The following is a 17,231-nucleotide window of genomic DNA, read 5'->3' as shown; positions in this document are numbered from 1 at the left end:
AATTTTAAAATTGTTTTTTTGGTGTTCGTGAATCTTCGATTTCATTTTTTTGTATTTTTTTATTGTTATTGTATTTTGATATTGCAATTGCTATTGTCTTTTATTTTATTTTAAATCGTAATCCTGCGTAATACATTTGACCAAAAACCGGAGCATAAACAATCGACGTATCAAAATTGGGCCCAAAAGGATTATCTGCTCCTAAGATTGCTTTATCCTGACGGTAATTCCCAATGTTTTCTCCACCAATATACATTTCAAAGGTACTCGAGAAAGTTCGGGTAATTTGAGCATTCATCACTGCAAATGAAGGCGAAAACTCGGGCAATCTGTCTTCTGTTGAATTACTCGCTGTATAAGGTAATTGCTGTTTTCCAAGCCAGTTTAAAGTATAATCAAATTTCCATTGTCTGCCGTGTTCTACAATGTGTGTTGCAAACTCTATATTGGCAAAAAACCGATGCTTTGCTTGTAACGGTCTTTGATAACTTCCGGAAAGATAATCCGTCGAAATATCATAATATTTATAAGCCGTTCTCAAATTCAAATGCTTGATAATTTCCAAATTGAAATCGAGTTGCAAGCTATTGGCATATGATTTTCCATCTAAATTATAAAACAAAACCTGTTGTGGCGAATTCATAACATCAACAACCGCTTGGTTTTGGAAATCAGTTCGGTAAAAATCAACAGTCGTATCAGCATTCATTCCAAAAAACTTGAAACTTTGAGTAAAACTCAGACCGTAATTCCAAGCAATTTCCGGGTCTAAACCATAAACTTTTCCATTCGTGTCCAAAATAGAAAATGTTCTTGAACTCGCAAAAAGGTTTTGGTTTTCGGCAAAAATATTCGCAGCACGCTTTCCTCTTCCGGCAGAAAACCGCAAGACTCCTTTTTCCCAAGGATTATATTTAACGTGCAGCCTCGGCGTAAAAAATGCGCCCAATCTATTGTGGTAATCTAATCGTCCGCCAAGTATATAACTGAATTTATCTCCGTTATCATAAGTATATTCAAAGAAAGCTCCAACAGAATTATCGATTCTACTTACATCTGAAAGATTAACAAACTCGGAATATTTATCATAAGTAAAGTTCAAACCTGTAGCAAATTTGTTCTTCGTATTGTTAATGATCGAATTGAAAATTAAGTTTGAATAATAGCTTTGTTGTTTGATATCATATTGATTCAAACCAAAATACGATTGCTGATTGTGATTGCTAAAAGCATTTTGAAATCCAATACTTTGGTATGGCATATCCTTCCAAACATATCCCACTTTAGAGCTGAAATCGATTCTTTCAGTATTGATTTCTGAACCCCAATAATTGGTCGTCAAACGGTCTCTGTCTGGATCAAAATCGAGTTCTCCCGTTTGCTTTTTATCATTCATGTAACGAAGATTCAGAAACGAAACCCAACCTGTATTCGGATTGGAATATTGCCAACGATTAGCTATGTTGAATTGTTTCCCTAATGGATTATCGAGAAATCCATCATCATTCATATCATTTTTGGAAACTCGTGTATTGCCATGTACAAACAAACTCGTTGCCCAATAATCAGATATTTTTTTATTGAAATGCGTGTTTAATTCAAAACGGGAATCAGTCGAGCCATAGGCATTCAGAAAAAAAGGAATGTCTTTTATAGGCTTAATTAATTCGGTGTTGATTTGTCCCGAAATGCTTTCGTAACCATTGACAACGCTGCCCGCGCCTTTTGTAATCTGAATGCTTTCAACCCAAGTTCCGGGTGTAAATGACAATCCGTAAGCTTGAGAAGCACCACGAACCGAAGGAATATTTTCTTCGGTAATCATAATATATGGACTAGTCAAACCTAACATTTTTATTTGTTTAGTTCCGGTCAAAGCATCCGAAAAATTGACATCAATGGATGGATTAGTCTCAAAACTTTCTGCAAGATTACAGCAAGCTGCTTTGAGCAATTCTTTACTGGTAACAAGCGTTGTATTTGCCGTTCCGGAAATTGATTTTTTTAGTCCTCTATTATTGGCTTGAACTTTTACCGTTTTCAGAGTATCTTTTTTGATATCTTCTTGTGAAAAAGTGACGACATAAACCAACAATGTAAGGAACAATATTGTATTTTTCATTTTTTAAATTTTAATATTCGTGATTAAGTGAGTACTTATCGAATACTAAAATCAGGCGTAAAAGGTGTATTGGCTGTATAAGAGATACAAAGGCGGTGGATGAGCATCGCAATAATAAGTAAGATTATCTCTTTGTTTGAAGTTGGTTTTTGGAACAAAAATGGCAAGTTTCCAGTCATAAGTAACTGGAATAAAATCAACGTCAAATGATACCGATTTAACAATAATCTGGTCTGATTTAATTTCGGCTTTAATGACTTTGTCGTTGCAACATTCTGAATCTTCCTCAATAATTCCACAGCATTCATCAAAAGCTTGTTCAACAGTTGGGATTGCATTTATAGTTATTGAAGCGATTTCATCATCACAATAATGTATATTGAACGCTAATCCTAAATTGGAAACCAATAGGAAAAAAGTTAAAAGTATACTTATGTGCTTTTTAAAAATCATGGTGCAAAGTTAGCAAAAAGAAACACTTAGTTTCTTAAAGTTAGCTTATTTTTTAATCTAGCTTCGCTCTGTTCGCCTTTGGCTCGAGTGTTTCTGGTAATAAAATCCGGGAATGAAAAGCAAAATAAAAATCGGTTGAATCAAAAACCGTCTGATATAGAAAAGCGTCATTTTACTTTCTTCGCCAAAAGAAATTAGGACAAAAATAAAGCTAACCATTAATACAGAACCTAAAATCATATAAAGAAGCGCTGAGAATTTTACAATTTGCTTGTCTTTGAAAATCACATACAATAGTAATAATGAAATCACCGAATTGAGATAGAATCGCATTCCCAAACTAAAAAACAATTTGAAAATGTTAATTTGTGGAAACGGTAAATGCGCATATTCGTCTTTGAAATAATTTAGAAACGGATCGTAAAATAATGTGTCTTCAAATGCTCTAATTAAAACCAATAGTAATATCAGAAACACAGACCAGCCTATTTTACTTTTATTTCTTATCAACATCTGTAGCATATAACGAATATTTATTAACCCAAATTACCCATAACAAAAACACAACGCCATAAATCACCAACGGAAAAATCACACCGTGCAACAAATGCTCATACTGTGGAAGATTATAAAGTGCTATACACAAAAGTGCAATTCTTCCAATATTTAAAATGTGAATTAAAACAGTTCCAAAAACGATAAACAAAATAGTTTTTTTGAATTTTCCGCTAAATGCAATTACGAATGAAATAAATAAAATAATCACACTTAAGGCGTTGCAGCCTTCAATAATTCGAGAAATATATTTGCCTTTATAAAATAATTTTACTGTCGGTTCTGTCTGATGTGGCATGGTATAAGAATTCGAATCGACCCAAGACAAAACAGTTGCCGATTGTTCAGCAACAATTTGTGTAAAAGAATCTACTTCTGCATTATGCTCATCAAAACGATTCAGATAGGTTTGATACATGAATGTCAAAATCAAATAACTGACAATAAATTTTCCAAGAAAAAGTAAAAAGGGTTTGTATTGCAGTAGCAGATTTTTCAAAAGATAATTTTTAACAAATTTATATAAAATAAAAAAAGTTCAGTCGTTACATTTGCATAAAAAATTGAAAATGAATTTCGAAAGCTTAAAACCACAAGTGATTACTATTCTTTCTGAAGCAAATACTGAAAGAGATGTGAAATTGAAAAACCTTTGCCAATTCTTATCGGACAATATTCATTATTACAATTGGGTTGGATTTTATTTTGCCAATCACGAAAACAAAACGTTGCATCTTGGACCATACGTTGGTGCCGAAACAGACCATACTATAATTCCATTTGGAAAAGGAATTTGCGGACAAGTTGCCGAATCGAATGCTAATTTTGTCGTTCCCGATGTTGCTTCTCAAGACAATTATATTGCTTGCAGCTTTACAGTTAAGTCAGAAATTGTGGTGCCGCTTTTTGTAAATGGAAAAAATATTGGTCAAATCGATATCGACAGTCATGTTATCGATCCGTTCACAGAAGCCGACGAACGCTTTTTAGAATTTGTAAATCAGGAAGTTGCCAAACTTTTTTAAGTTAAGACTATCTTTTTATTTGCCTAATCGAAAAAGAAGATTATCTTTGCACACGAATTGAGAAAACCTCTATTCATACATAATAATCATTTAAAGAAATATTGGAATGTATTTAAGTAAAGAAACAAAAGCAGAAATCTTCGCTAAACACGGAGGAAAAGCAGAAAACACTGGATCAGCAGAAGGACAAATCGCATTGTTCACATTTAGAATCTCTCACTTAACTGAGCACCTGAAAAAAAATCGTCACGATTATAACACTGAGCGTTCGTTAGTACTTTTGGTAGGTAAAAGAAGAAGTCTTCTTGATTACTTAAAGAAAACAGAGATTAACAGATATCGTGAGATTATCAAAGAATTGAATATTAGAAAATAATCAATATAAAGAGGTGCCCACGCGCCTCTTTTTTTTAGGTTAAAAAGAAGAAAAGTTTCGGTTTTTCATTGGGTTACAAACAACAACTACTACAACACAACTACTCTGTCGACAGGCAGGAACCAATGTAAAAATTAAAAAGGAAAAAATTTATGATTCCACAATTATTTGTAGAAAAAATCGATTTAGGTGATGGCAGAAGCATCACAATCGAGACAGGTCGTTTAGCAAAACAAGCTGACGGATCTGTAGTAGTTAGAATTGGAAAAACTGTTATTTTAGGAACAGTAGTATCCTCAAGAAAAGCAAGTCCGGGAATCGATTTCCTACCATTAACGGTAGATTATCGCGAAAAATTTGCAGCAGCAGGACGTTTTCCTGGAGGTTTCTTTAAAAGAGAAGCACGTCCAAGTGACAACGAGGTGCTAACCATGAGATTAGTTGACCGTGTATTGCGTCCGCTTTTCCCATCAGATTACCATGCAGAAGTTCAGGTTATGATTCAGTTAATGTCTCATGACGAAGATGTAATGCCAGATGCATTAGCAGGATTAGCCGCTTCGGCTGCACTTGCATTGTCTGACATTCCTTTTGAAACTTTAATTTCTGAAGCCAGAGTTGGAAGAATTGACGGTAAATTTATCATCAATCCAAGTCGCGCACAATTAGAATTGTCTGATATTGATATGATGATTGGAGCTTCAACTGATTCTATCGCAATGGTAGAAGGTGAAATGAAAGAGATTTCAGAAGCTGAAATGGTAGAAGCAATTAAATTTGCACACGAACATATTAAAAACCAAATTGCTGCGCAAGAACGTTTGCAGGCTGCTTTTGGCAAAAAAGAAGTTCGTTCTTATGACCAAGATAGAACAGACGAAACCATTCACGCTAAAGTGAAAGCTGCGGCTTATGATAAAATTTATGCTATTGCGAGCAAAGGTTCGGCTAAACAAGAACGTTCAGCTGCATTTGATGCCGTAAAAGAAGAAGTAAAAGCATTGTTTACAGAAGAAGAATTAGCTGAAAACGGTGATTTAGTTGGAAAATATTTCTACAAAGTCAACAAAGAAGCAGTTCGTAATGTAACTCTTGATTTAGGAACTCGTTTAGACGGAAGAAAAACTACAGAAATCAGACCAATTTGGTGTGAAGTAGATTATTTACCATCAGTTCACGGTTCGGCATTGTTTACACGTGGAGAAACTCAAGCATTGGCAACAGCAACTTTAGGGACATCCAGAGAAGCTAACCAAATTGATTCGCCATCTGAACAAGGAGAAGAAAAATTCTATTTACACTATAATTTTCCACCATTTTCTACAGGAGAAGCGCGTCCGTTAAGAGGAACTTCAAGAAGAGAAGTTGGTCACGGAAACTTGGCACAACGTGCATTGAAAAACATGATTCCTGCTGAAAATCCATACACAATCAGAATTGTTTCTGAAGTATTGGAATCAAACGGTTCGTCTTCAATGGCGACAGTTTGTGCCGGAACATTGGCTTTGATGGATGCTGGAGTTCAAATGATTCGTCCGGTTTCCGGAATTGCAATGGGATTGATTACTGATGGTGATCGTTTCGCAGTTTTGTCTGATATCTTAGGTGATGAAGATCACTTAGGTGATATGGATTTCAAAGTAACGGGAACTTCAGAAGGAATTACAGCGTGTCAAATGGATATCAAAATTGACGGATTGAAATACGAAATCATGGAGCAGGCTTTGGCTCAGGCTCGTGACGGACGTTTACATATTTTAGGGAAATTGACTGAAACATTAGCTAAACCAAATGCTGACGTTAAAGTTCACGCTCCAAAAATTATCATGCGTACTATTCCAGGAAACTTCATTGGAGCCTTAATCGGACCTGGTGGAAAAGTGATACAGGAATTACAAAAAGCAACTGGTTGTACGATTGTTATTAACGAAGTTGATGAGCAAGGTGTTGTTGAAATCCTTGGAACAGATCCAGACGGAATTGCAGCAGTATTGGCAAAAATCGATTCTATCATTTTCAAACCTCAAATGGGTGAAGCTTATGAAGTGAAAGTAATAAAAATGCTTGACTTTGGTGCAGTTGTAGAATATACAGAAGCTCCAGGAAATGAAGTTTTATTACACGTTTCAGAATTGGCTTGGGAAAGAACAGAAAACGTTACTGACGTAGTAAATATGGGTGATGTTTTCCAAGTAAAATACTTAGGTGTTGACCCAAAAACTAGAAAAGAAAAAGTGTCAAGAAAAGCACTTTTACCGAGACCTCCAAGAGATGAAAATGCTCCTGCAAGAGAAGATCGCGGCCCACGTCCTGAAAGAAGAGATGACAAAAGATAATATTTGTTTACTATAAACAAACCCCGATTCATGAATTTGAATCGGGGTTTTTTGTTTTTATTTTAACTGGCAACGCAACCTTTTTTTAAGTTAAAGACTTTACTATAAAACTACACTCAATGAACAGCTACAACAAATACATTCTCGGCATAATAGTACTATTAATAGTAAGCTGTGAAAACGAGCCTGTTGATTTCTCAATAATCGAACAACCTATAGAAGAACAATCACCAAATGACCCAACATCAACTGGATTAAATATAGGTTGTGCCGGTATAGATGAAAGTCCATTTATACTGGATTCTATAGTAATTGATGAACATTTACCCATTTCACAGGATCTGTCACCTCTTATGCCACCTGTTAGAAGCCAAGGTTCTCAAGGAAGCTGTGTCGCATGGGCAACAACTTATTATCTTAAAAGCTATCAGGAAAAAATTCAATATGGATATGAGTATAGTTTCAACACTCTGATGAGTCCAGCTTTTGTTTTTAATCAAATTAAAGTTGATTGCTCAGTCGGAACCTGTATAGAAAGTGCATTATTACTACTTAAGAGAAAAGGTGCCTGTACTTGGTCTGATTTTCCTTATAACGCCCAGGATTGCTCTATTTTACCAAATGCATCACAGTTTTCTAATGCAGTTCCCAATAAAATTTCGCAAGGATATGTTATTAGTTCACAAACAATAATTAACGGTAATCTATATTTACATAGAGATATAATTAAGAATTTGATTTCACAAGGTAATCCTGTGATAATTGCTATGAAATTAGATAATGATTTTGTTAATTCAACACCAAGAAATGAAGAAAATATCTATATTTATCAATCATATAGTTCCTCAAATCACTACGGAGATCATGCTATGTTAATCGTAGGTTATGATGATGAACTAAATGCATTTAAAGTTATAAATTCGTGGGGAACAGCTTGGAGCAATGATGGATATTGCTGGATAAGTTATAATTTTTTTATAGACACTTTGAACCCCGATTATAAAGGAGGACTATTAGGCGCCTATGTAGCTTTTGATTAACAACATATTTTGAATTTAGAAGAATTAATAAAATCCTGCCAAAAGCAAAACAGCAAAGCACAAGAAGAGATATACCATTTGTAAAAAAACACTCTTTTTGTGCTATGTCTAAAGTATTGTCAAAACGAAACGGATGCCTCTAATGCCTATAACAACAATTGGCTTGGATTATATAGTTATGAAAAGGAGGTTTAATACTGAAAACCACCAGACGCATTACAAAAACTTTTTTATTAACTCGAAGGTTACACCAAAAATTGAATCGAAAATTGATAAGAGTTTTCATTTTTAGAATTAAATATTACGCAACCTTTTATGTTATTTAGACTACTAAATATTAACTTTAAAAAACTAATCATGAAAAAAATAAATCAAATTATATCAATATGCATGTTGTTAATTTTGTTTAGTAACTGTTCAAATGATGGTTACAGTGATGAAAACACTCCAGAAAACTATGTAACTGATTTATGTCCACCAAATATCGGAACCTGTTGTGGGCTTTCTGGCAGGTTTAAAGTTATTCCAAATAAAACTTACACTTACACTTCAAACACATCAATCCTTAACCCAACAATATCTTGGGAAGTTCTAGATGGTTCTATAACATTAGTTTCTACTAATGGGAATACAGCAAAGTTTAAATTTAATTCTAATTTTACTTCAGGCAAAATTAGTTGCACTGCTGAAAACCCAACATATGGATTATGTGAAGTTAGACTAGATATATTTAAACTATAAAAATAATCTCAAAATTAATTTGAATTTAGAAGAATTAATAAAATCCTGTCAAAAGCAAAACAGCAAAGCACAAGAAGAGTTATACCATTTGTATAAGAGCACTCTTTTTATGCTGTGTCTAAAGTATTGTCAAAACGAAACGGAAGCCGAAGACAATTTGCACAATGCCTTTATTGAGATTTTTACAAATATCAAACAATATAAAGGCAACGGTTCTTTTGAAGGCTGGATGAAAAGAATTACCATCAACAAAGCAATTGACAGCTACAAAAAATCCTATCAGCTGATTTCTATTAGTGATAAAAACTATCCTGATACAGAAATTGAAGAAAATGAATTGGATGAATTTTCACTAGATTATATTCTGGCGTTAGTTCAAGGTTTGCCTAATCAATACCGATTGGTTTTTTGTTTGTATGAGTTAGACAATTATTCGCATAACGAGATTGCCGAAATGCTGAGCATCAGCATTGGAACATCAAAATCAAATTTGCATCGGGCCAAAATGACTTTGAAAGAACAAATTAGAGCAAACAAAGCTGTCCATAACATAAATATGAAATATGGAAAATAAAAAAGATATAGGAAAAGACATTAGCGACAAGCTGAACTCATTGGACAAAACTCCCAAAGAACAAGTTTGGAGTGGCATTAGTTATGAACTTCAAAAGAAGAAAAAAAGAAGAGTTGGTTTCTTTTTCTTTTGGGGAAAAGCGCTTGGTTTACTACTTGTTGGTGCCATTGCTGGTTTATATATTTATCATCAAAATGGTGGTTTTACTTCGAGTTCGCCAAGCAATTCAAAAGAAATCATTGAAGAAAATAGCAGTAATGGAAAAAATTTTAAAAATGGTTCAAATGATGAAAACTCAAAAATTAACAGCGACGAAACCAATATAAACAGTAGCATTTCAATTGATGATGAAAATGCAGTCAAAAGCAACAACAGCATCAATAACAAAAATAATATCAGCGGAAAAGCTACAGCTAATAAAGCAAATTCTGCAAACAATAAAACTGTAAATGCTTTGTCAAACTCAAGTCGAAAAAGCAATTCAAATAGCATTTCTTCAATATCAGGAAAGAACAAAACCAATTTATTTTCGAAAGCAAAAAACAAAAAAGAAAATAGTAGTTGGGCAAAAAAATCCAAGAAAAAATCAAAAAAAGGAAAAGAAAACTTAAGTTCTGCCAAAATCAATTCAATTAAAAAAGTGGAGACACTTTTTGATTTAAGTTCATTGCAAAGCGAAAATTCAGGCGATTTAACTTCGGAAGTAAAAACCAAAAAAACGGATTCAATTACCAAAAAAGAGAAAGAGAAAACGATAAATATCAACATGTATCCTGCGGATAGCATCAAAAAAGAGAATGCAGAAATTTACAAGAAATTCTATGTTGATGTCTTCGCCTCTCCAACAATGTATGGCTATTTTTCAAAAGGTTCTACACTTGACAGTCGTTTGGATTCACTTTCTACAAAATCAGAAATCAAATTCAGTTATGGATCTGGATTGACTTATGATTTGTCTGAAAAAATATCCGTCCGAATTGGCTACAGCAAAATCAATATAAGTTACATAACCAAAAATGCTCCTATAGATGTGTCAAATTATAGTGGCATTGATTATAATCCAAACATTTCAAACCAAAGTATTCTTAATAGTGACCATTTTCCATTAAATGGAGCCGCAATAGTGGACATAATTCAAAAAATAAGCTATACGGAAATTCCAATAGAATTTAAATACAAATTTTTGGACAAAAAAATAGGGATGAAATCGAGCTTTGGTTTCAACTTTTTATACCTCAATGAAAATAAAATAAGTATTAAAACAGATACCGGTTTTAGTCAGGATATTGGAAAAACAAGGAATTTATCGGGCACATCTATATCGGTAAATCTTGGTTTAGAAATGGATTATCCGCTCTTCAAAAACACGAAAATCTTTGTTGAACCGATGTTTAATTATCAAATAAAGGCTTTTTCAAACAGCGATTTCAAACCGTATTTTTTCGGAATTCATACCGGAATTCGATACAGTCTTAATAATTAATTGGTTGGTTATAATTGTGGTAAAGAACCCCAATTCAAAATTTTGAATTGGGGTTTTTGATTTCCAATAGTCAGAATAGTTATATTTGAAATAATCAAACCAAAAACTATGGAATTCTTTACTCTTGTATTCGCTGTTTGTATCGTTATACTCTTCATCAATTTATCGAATTTAAAAAGTGAAACCAGTTTCTTAAAAACCATTCTAAAAAGACACGGTGAAGAAAATGAGTCACTTAAAAAAGAAATTGAAGCCATTAAAAAAGCGATTTCCGGGAAGAATATTGAAATCGAAACCATAATTCCGCCTATTGAGCAAAGTAAGCCTCAAGAGATTTTAGTTGAAGAAACGAAGCCCTACTTCACTCCTATTACAGAGGCTGATTTACCAAAAGAAGAGAGCATTGAAGTTGATGCAACACTGATTGAGGTTAAGACTGAAGAAGAAATTCCAATCTTAAACTACGAAAGTCATCCGCTTCCTGTTTATGATAAACCAAAAGCGGAAAAAGTATATGTTGAAAGTGCTTTTTCACTATTTTTAAAGAAAACCGAAAAGCAATTTGCCGACAACTGGACCGGAATTTTAGGAACTGCGATTATGGTTCTTGGCATTGGGTATTTGAGCATTTATACGGCACTGAAAGTTTCACCGCTTTTCAGAATTTTGATTCTGTGGGCTTATGCAGGATTGTTGATTGGCTCTTATTATATTTTGAAGAAGAAAGAAAAATGGGAGAAAACAGGCTTATGGCTTCGAAGTGCCGGAGCGAGTTTGTTCTTGTTTGGTTGCTTTGGTGCGTCTCAAATTCCGGCGCTTTCATTTATATCAAATGGTGTTGCAGGTTATTATTTAATTGGACTTGGAATTGGCCTCAATTTATACGTTGGCTATATTATAAAACAACAAACATTTCTATCGCTGCATGTTATTTTAAGCATACTGATTCTGTGTGTTATTCCCGAAAAAGTCTTAGCTACTATTCTTTTAGCAGCGATAACCAGTGCCATTGGAATTGTTCTTTCCTTCAAGGAAAAATGGGAATACCACCTGCTTGTGGTTATCATAGCATTTATCATTTTTGACATTTGGTTCAACGCGCAAGGAACGACTTTAACGGCTACCCAAAACATTTTTGCTATCATCGGAATCATAGTCGTTGCGGCCAGCTGTATGTTTATGCAATACCGAAGTGTTTATGAAAATACACGTTTTGACAAAGCGGCCTTTATCACACATTTAACCAACTGGATTTTATTTGCTACGGGTTTGATTTTACATTCAACCGGAAGTCATTTTAAAACTTTTGTACTCTTCGGCGGCGCTGTTATTTGCTTCTTTATGGCACTGAAGGCAAGAAAGAAAAATGTTTTTTGGCTGTATCATTTAGATGGAATGGTTTCGTTCGTGCTTTTTGCTTTAAGCATCATAATGCTCAACGATTGGAACATTGGCGTTGATATAATTGCTTGTATTATATACCTTCTTACGATTGTTTGCTTATTTGTGGTTTACAAAGAAAAAGAAGTTTTGCTGCATAAAATTTTCCTTGGAATTAATCATGTTTTTGCAGTTGGATTACTGTTGTTCCTGATACTTTTAAATAGTGATTCATTAGAACCTACTTTAATTACTAACACACTAGTTTCTATTTCAATGTTAGCCGTTATAGGTTTGGCAGTTCCTGTTTATTCGAATAACAAAAAAGATTTTTTAAGCGTTGATTCTTTTTTTGTGGCCAAAAATTTAAGCTTGAATGGCTTGGTATCAATAGGCTCTTTTGTCTTTTTATTTTTAAGTTGTAAAACCAAATTAGATAACAATGCTTTCTACTATGTGGTTATTTTTACCGCTCTACTTTGGTGCTTTTTGAGAAAAAAATTCGAAGCTAATACATTTGACATCGGACGAATGTTCTTTTTGACTTTAAGTATTATAATTGGAATTCTTTTGATTAAAACCCAAGAAGAAAATTATTCTGATTGGACTTTTGCTTTGGGTTTATTCGCTGTTATTGCTTTCAACTGGACCGAAAAGCGCTTTTACAAAGACGAGACTTTCATCGGATTTATAGCCATAGTTGGAATGAATGCTTTATTGTTGTTTGTTTCATATAAATATTTACTCGACCAGGAAATAGTCTATATATTTACTTTGTTGGCTATTGCCATTTTGAACCACGAATTTTTATGGTACAATTTCAAAAGAAAATTACTTCAAGAGGATAATCAAGTTGTGCTTTATGTAGCGTATTTTTTCTTTGCTATCGGAGCAAGTATCTTCTTCTTATTTAATACTCATTACTTAACCAATCTTGAAATTGGTTTAACATGTCTAGGGATTTCAACTGTTGAATCTTATGTGTTGTTTGCCAAAAGATTAAAAAACAAATCCAATGAAACCATTGTTAGCTGGGGAAATTTCAACCTACTCAATTCAGAGTTTTTGATATTTAATGCTCTGATTTTTGGATTCTCTTGTATGCAAATTGAGTTCACCACAATTTATTTAGCTGGAATCGCTGTGCTAATGTTCATCGGATTTCAAAAGCTCGAAGAATTCAAACGCTATAATAACTATTCGTTTTTACTGCTAATAGGAAGCTTTGTTTTGCCAATTTATGTTGCGTTAGATAAGATTGACTTAGTCAATAAAAACATGCTTTATACAACACAAGCTATTGTTATTTTGATTTCTATTGTTTATGCTTATTTGCAATCCAAATCTCAGTATGAAAAAGGTAAAAAGTTCAGTATCACACTGCCTTACATTCAAAACGGTTGGATACTAATTTTACTCTTCATTCAAGTTCAAGTAAGTTATTTACCATTATTATTTATGCTTTTGGCATTAGTCAATTTTTGGTTAATTTCTTCGGATAAAATCAAAATCAGATTTCATTTTGCACCAATGGTTGCGTTATTAGCCGTTGTAATTTCAGTTTATTACAGTCTGGACAAACTAAATAATTTCAATGTGTTGGATTGGGTTTTAGAACTCGGAAGCGTTACTTTAGGATTGGTCTTAACCATTCTTTTAAACAAAAAAGAAACTATAGATTCCTTGAAGTCAAACTACCAAATTGTATTAAATGTTTGGCTGTCTATAATCATGTTTTCACAATTGGAGCACAAATGGCTGCCAATATATTGGGCTTCGATTGCCATTGTAAATCTGTATCTATATCACAAAAAAATTAGTCAGGAAAAGAACATTAGTATTGTTTATTATTTATTAGCCAATTTGCATTTGGGCTTTTTGAGTTTTAATTTTTATGAAACGAAATTTCTGGCGGTTTATCTTTTAATATTTTCGCTTTTGGCGGTCTATATTTATTTGGCTTACAAATGGCTGGAAGACTATAAACTCAAAAACAGTTTACTGATTTATCCTGCAACGCTGAGCATTGGCTGTTTCTTATACTTAACTTTCGATAAAGGAATTCTAACTTTCTTCTGGATTTTAGAAGCCTTAGGATTATTGATTTTAGGGATTTTGTTAAAAGAGAAATACTTTAGATACGTTTCACTTTCATTAGTTGGATTGTGCGTCGTTCGTTTAATGTTCTTCGATTTATCAAATACTGATTTTCTAATCAGAGCCTTAGTTTTACTTGGTGTTGGAATCGTTTTAATTATTATGAATAGTTTATTCAAAAAATATAAAGACCGATTTGATTAAAAAAACAAACACCAATTCATAATTTTGAGTTGCGGGTTTTATTCCTTAAAATTTTTGAAAAGAATACAAAATTATTATTTTATTTTTTTATTTCATTTTTGCCGTTGAACGATTTTTTTTATCATTTAAACGAAATTTATGTTAATTTTAAATATAAAATGTTAACTTTAAGTTAACTAACGCATATAAAATCAATTTATTATGAAAAAAATCTTTTTAACAGTAATTTTTGGAGCTATAACATTTTCATGTTCTAGTGACAGCTCATCGGGAACTAGTTTAACAACCACACCTGATGCAAGAACAATGTATGACAGCAGTAATTATGGAATTTACAAAGGTGTTTTTGTTGGTTCGACGGGAACAGTTTTGGTTAATATAAATAATGAAGGAGGATTATCCGCAACATTGACAATTAATGGATCAACTTCCACCTACACAACAACAGAAACAGTTACATTAGATTCTGCAATCTCAGGATTAACATTTACAAATGGAAGTTCTTCTTTTGATTTCAGCGTAGATTCTGGCGGTGACAATCCCACTGTAAGTAATATTACTATAAGCGGTCATCCTAATGCCACTATTATTGTCTTAAAAGAATTTTCAGATTCTTTAGTTAAATGCTATGTTGGAACGTTCAGTGGAGATGATTCAGGCACATTTAATTTTATTATAGAAGGAAATGAAATTGAAGGATTGGGAAAATCTTCTGGAGACGATTCTTCAATACCACTAAGCGGTATGTTAAGTGGCAACTCTATTGCCGGAAGTTTTGAAGGTGGAACTTTTTCTGGAAGCCAAAATAATAACAACATAAGTGGAACTTGGCAAAACTCCGCATCTGAAACTGGTAATTGGTCAGGTAGTAGAAAATTATAGGAATAAAACAGTTTAAGAATTAAAAGCCTTGGAATATTTCAAGGCTTTTTTATTAAATTGTTATTATTTTGTAACTTTTTAAAAACTATACCGTACAACCACTTGAACACTTTAAAGTAAAGGAGACAAATTAATGAGACAGCTCAAAATCACCAAGCAGGTAACGAACCGTGAAACTGCTTCCCTAGACAAGTACCTACAAGAAATTGGAAAAGTTGACTTAATTACTGCAGATGAAGAAGTAGAGTTGGCACAAAAGATTAAAGCCGGAGACCAAAAAGCGTTAGAAAAATTGACAAAAGCCAATTTACGTTTCGTCGTTTCTGTAGCAAAACAATACCAAAATCAAGGTTTAACACTTCCCGATTTGATTAACGAAGGAAACTTAGGCCTTATCAAAGCGGCACAACGTTTTGATGAAACTCGTGGTTTCAAATTCATTTCATACGCCGTTTGGTGGATTCGTCAATCGATTCTTCAAGCTTTAGCTGAACAATCTCGTATAGTTCGTTTGCCTTTGAATAAAATTGGTTCTATCAATAAAATCAACAAGATGTACGCTTTGTTAGAGCAATCTAATGAAAGACCGCCTTCTGCTGAAGAAATTGCAAAAGAACTTGATATGACTGTGAATGATGTAAAAGAGTCTATGAAAAACTCTGGCCGTCATTTATCAATGGATGCGCCTCTTGTAGAAGGAGAAGATTCTAACCTTTATGACGTTTTACGTTCTGGTGAATCTCCGAATCCAGATAGAGAATTAATTCACGAATCATTACGCACCGAAATTGAGCGTTCTTTAGAAACCTTAACACCAAGAGAAGCAGACGTTGTGCGTTTGTACTTTGGTTTAGGTGATCAACATCCAATGACATTAGAAGAAATTGGAGAAACTTTCGATTTAACTCGCGAGCGTGTTCGTCAGATTAAAGAAAAAGCAATCCGTAGATTAAAACATACTTCAAGAAGTAAAATTTTAAAAACATATTTAGGTTAATCCTAATTACGATAACAACAGTCTGATTAACTGTTCGTTTTTTGATTGATGATTGAAACTCCGGCTGATTACCGGAGTTTTACTTTTATGTCATTGCGAGGAACGAAGCAATCTCGTTATTATTAGGGCGTTGCCTTTGGCCGGGCTATCCATTACAATCTCTGCGAGGATTTCCACTCCTATCCCTAACGCAATCTCATCCTAAAATTCAACTCTATCTTTCTTTGCGAACTTTGCGTAATAACTTTGCGAACTTTGCGGTTAAAAAACTAATTTTGCAACAACAACACACATACTTTAAAAATGAAAAATACACTTATTGCACCTTCTATACTCGCAGCTGATTTCGCCAACTTACAACACGATATCGAAATGATTAATAACAGTGAAGCCGACTGGTTTCATATTGATATTATGGATGGTGTTTTTGTTCCAAATATTTCTTTCGGAATGCCGGTTTTAGGAGCTATAACTAAACATGCAAAAAAAACAATTGATGTACATTTAATGATTATCGATCCTGATAGATACATCAAGACTTTTGCGGCATTAGGTTCAACTATTTTAACCGTTCACTATGAAGCTTGCACACATTTACACAGAACTTTACAAGCGATAAAAGCAGAAGGAATGAAAGCCGGAGTTGCACTAAATCCACACACCAATATTGATTTATTAGAAGACGTAATAAATGATATCGATTTGGTTTGCATTATGAGTGTGAATCCAGGTTTTGGTGGCCAATCTTTTATTGAAAATACGTATTCCAAAATTGAAAAGCTAAAAGCATTAATCAACAGAAAAAACGCTTCAACATTAATTGAAATTGATGGCGGCGTAACTGATAAAAATGCGGCTCAATTAGTAAAAGCCGGTGCAGATGTACTTGTTGCCGGGAATTTTGTTTTTAAAGCTGCAAATCCAACACAAACGATTAGTGATTTAAAGAAACTGACAAGTCTTTAA

15 protein-coding genes are annotated in these 17,231 nt (G+C 33.5%); 11 read left to right on the top strand and 4 right to left on the bottom strand.

Annotation, left to right across the window (positions count from 1 at the left end; all coding sequences use genetic code 11):
* Positions 1 to 100: 100 nt before the first annotated feature.
* From RMN97_RS05800 to xrtF, 4 genes are read right to left on the bottom strand one after another with little or no spacing between them, the layout of a single operon-like run.
* On the bottom strand, positions 101 to 2,122 hold the full coding sequence (locus RMN97_RS05800; protein ID WP_309613578.1) for a TonB-dependent receptor domain-containing protein: 2,022 nt from the start codon (positions 2,120 to 2,122) through the stop codon (positions 101 to 103).
* Positions 2,123 to 2,173: 51 nt separating this feature from the next.
* Complete coding sequence (locus tag RMN97_RS05795; RefSeq protein WP_309613577.1) at positions 2,174 to 2,575, bottom strand: HYC_CC_PP family protein; 402 nt, start codon at positions 2,573 to 2,575, stop codon at positions 2,174 to 2,176.
* Between the two features lie 57 nt (positions 2,576 to 2,632).
* Complete coding sequence (locus tag RMN97_RS05790) at positions 2,633 to 3,097, bottom strand: exosortase F system-associated membrane protein (protein ID WP_409024878.1); 465 nt, start codon at positions 3,095 to 3,097, stop codon at positions 2,633 to 2,635.
* Positions 3,072 to 3,629 carry an exosortase family protein XrtF gene (xrtF, locus tag RMN97_RS05785; RefSeq protein WP_309613575.1) on the bottom strand — a complete coding sequence of 186 codons (558 nt, stop codon included), beginning with the start codon at positions 3,627 to 3,629 and terminating at the stop codon, positions 3,072 to 3,074. The genes RMN97_RS05790 and xrtF overlap by 26 nt, the downstream gene beginning before the upstream one ends.
* A 70-nt stretch (positions 3,630 to 3,699) precedes the next feature.
* Between xrtF and RMN97_RS05780 the strand changes: the two genes are divergently transcribed.
* The 11 genes from RMN97_RS05780 to rpe all read left to right on the top strand — a co-directional run bounded on the left by RMN97_RS05780 (position 3,700) and on the right by rpe (position 17,231).
* Entirely contained in the window at positions 3,700 to 4,155 is a 456-nt protein-coding gene (locus RMN97_RS05780) for a GAF domain-containing protein (RefSeq protein WP_309613574.1), read from the top strand.
* Positions 4,156 to 4,261: 106 nt separating this feature from the next.
* On the top strand, positions 4,262 to 4,531 hold the full coding sequence (gene rpsO / locus RMN97_RS05775; protein WP_309613573.1) for a 30S ribosomal protein S15: 270 nt from the start codon (positions 4,262 to 4,264) through the stop codon (positions 4,529 to 4,531).
* A 152-nt stretch (positions 4,532 to 4,683) separates the two neighbouring features.
* Positions 4,684 to 6,867, top strand: coding sequence for a polyribonucleotide nucleotidyltransferase (locus tag RMN97_RS05770; RefSeq protein WP_309613572.1), 2,184 nt, complete (start codon positions 4,684 to 4,686; stop codon positions 6,865 to 6,867).
* Between the two features lie 119 nt (positions 6,868 to 6,986).
* Complete coding sequence (locus RMN97_RS05765; RefSeq protein WP_309613571.1) at positions 6,987 to 7,907, top strand: C1 family peptidase; 921 nt, start codon at positions 6,987 to 6,989, stop codon at positions 7,905 to 7,907.
* Between the two features lie 357 nt (positions 7,908 to 8,264).
* Positions 8,265 to 8,648: a hypothetical protein gene (locus RMN97_RS05760; protein WP_309613570.1), complete on the top strand. Its 384-nt coding sequence runs from the start codon at positions 8,265 to 8,267 to the stop codon at positions 8,646 to 8,648.
* 19 nt (positions 8,649 to 8,667) lie between these two features.
* On the top strand, positions 8,668 to 9,222 hold the full coding sequence (locus RMN97_RS05755; protein WP_309613569.1) for an RNA polymerase sigma factor: 555 nt from the start codon (positions 8,668 to 8,670) through the stop codon (positions 9,220 to 9,222).
* Entirely contained in the window at positions 9,212 to 10,705 is a 1,494-nt protein-coding gene (locus tag RMN97_RS05750; RefSeq protein ID WP_309613568.1) for a hypothetical protein, read from the top strand. The genes RMN97_RS05755 and RMN97_RS05750 overlap by 11 nt, the downstream gene beginning before the upstream one ends.
* A gap of 108 nt (positions 10,706 to 10,813) precedes the next feature.
* Positions 10,814 to 14,386, top strand: a complete 3,573-nt coding sequence (locus RMN97_RS05745; RefSeq protein ID WP_309613567.1) for a DUF2339 domain-containing protein — start codon at positions 10,814 to 10,816, stop codon at positions 14,384 to 14,386.
* A gap of 201 nt (positions 14,387 to 14,587) precedes the next feature.
* Entirely contained in the window at positions 14,588 to 15,268 is a 681-nt protein-coding gene (locus RMN97_RS05740; RefSeq protein WP_309613566.1) for a hypothetical protein, read from the top strand.
* Positions 15,269 to 15,401: 133 nt separating this feature from the next.
* On the top strand, positions 15,402 to 16,265 hold the full coding sequence (locus RMN97_RS05735) for an RNA polymerase sigma factor RpoD/SigA (protein WP_007137700.1): 864 nt from the start codon (positions 15,402 to 15,404) through the stop codon (positions 16,263 to 16,265).
* Between the two features lie 303 nt (positions 16,266 to 16,568).
* Positions 16,569 to 17,231: a ribulose-phosphate 3-epimerase gene (rpe, locus tag RMN97_RS05730; RefSeq protein ID WP_309613565.1), complete on the top strand. Its 663-nt coding sequence runs from the start codon at positions 16,569 to 16,571 to the stop codon at positions 17,229 to 17,231.

It is taken from the genome of Flavobacterium sp. (assembly GCF_031381455.1).
Classification (GTDB): Bacteria; Bacteroidota; Bacteroidia; order Flavobacteriales; family Flavobacteriaceae; genus Flavobacterium.
Note: the sequence above shows the minus strand (reverse complement) of the source record. Positions and strands in the feature narration are given on the sequence as shown.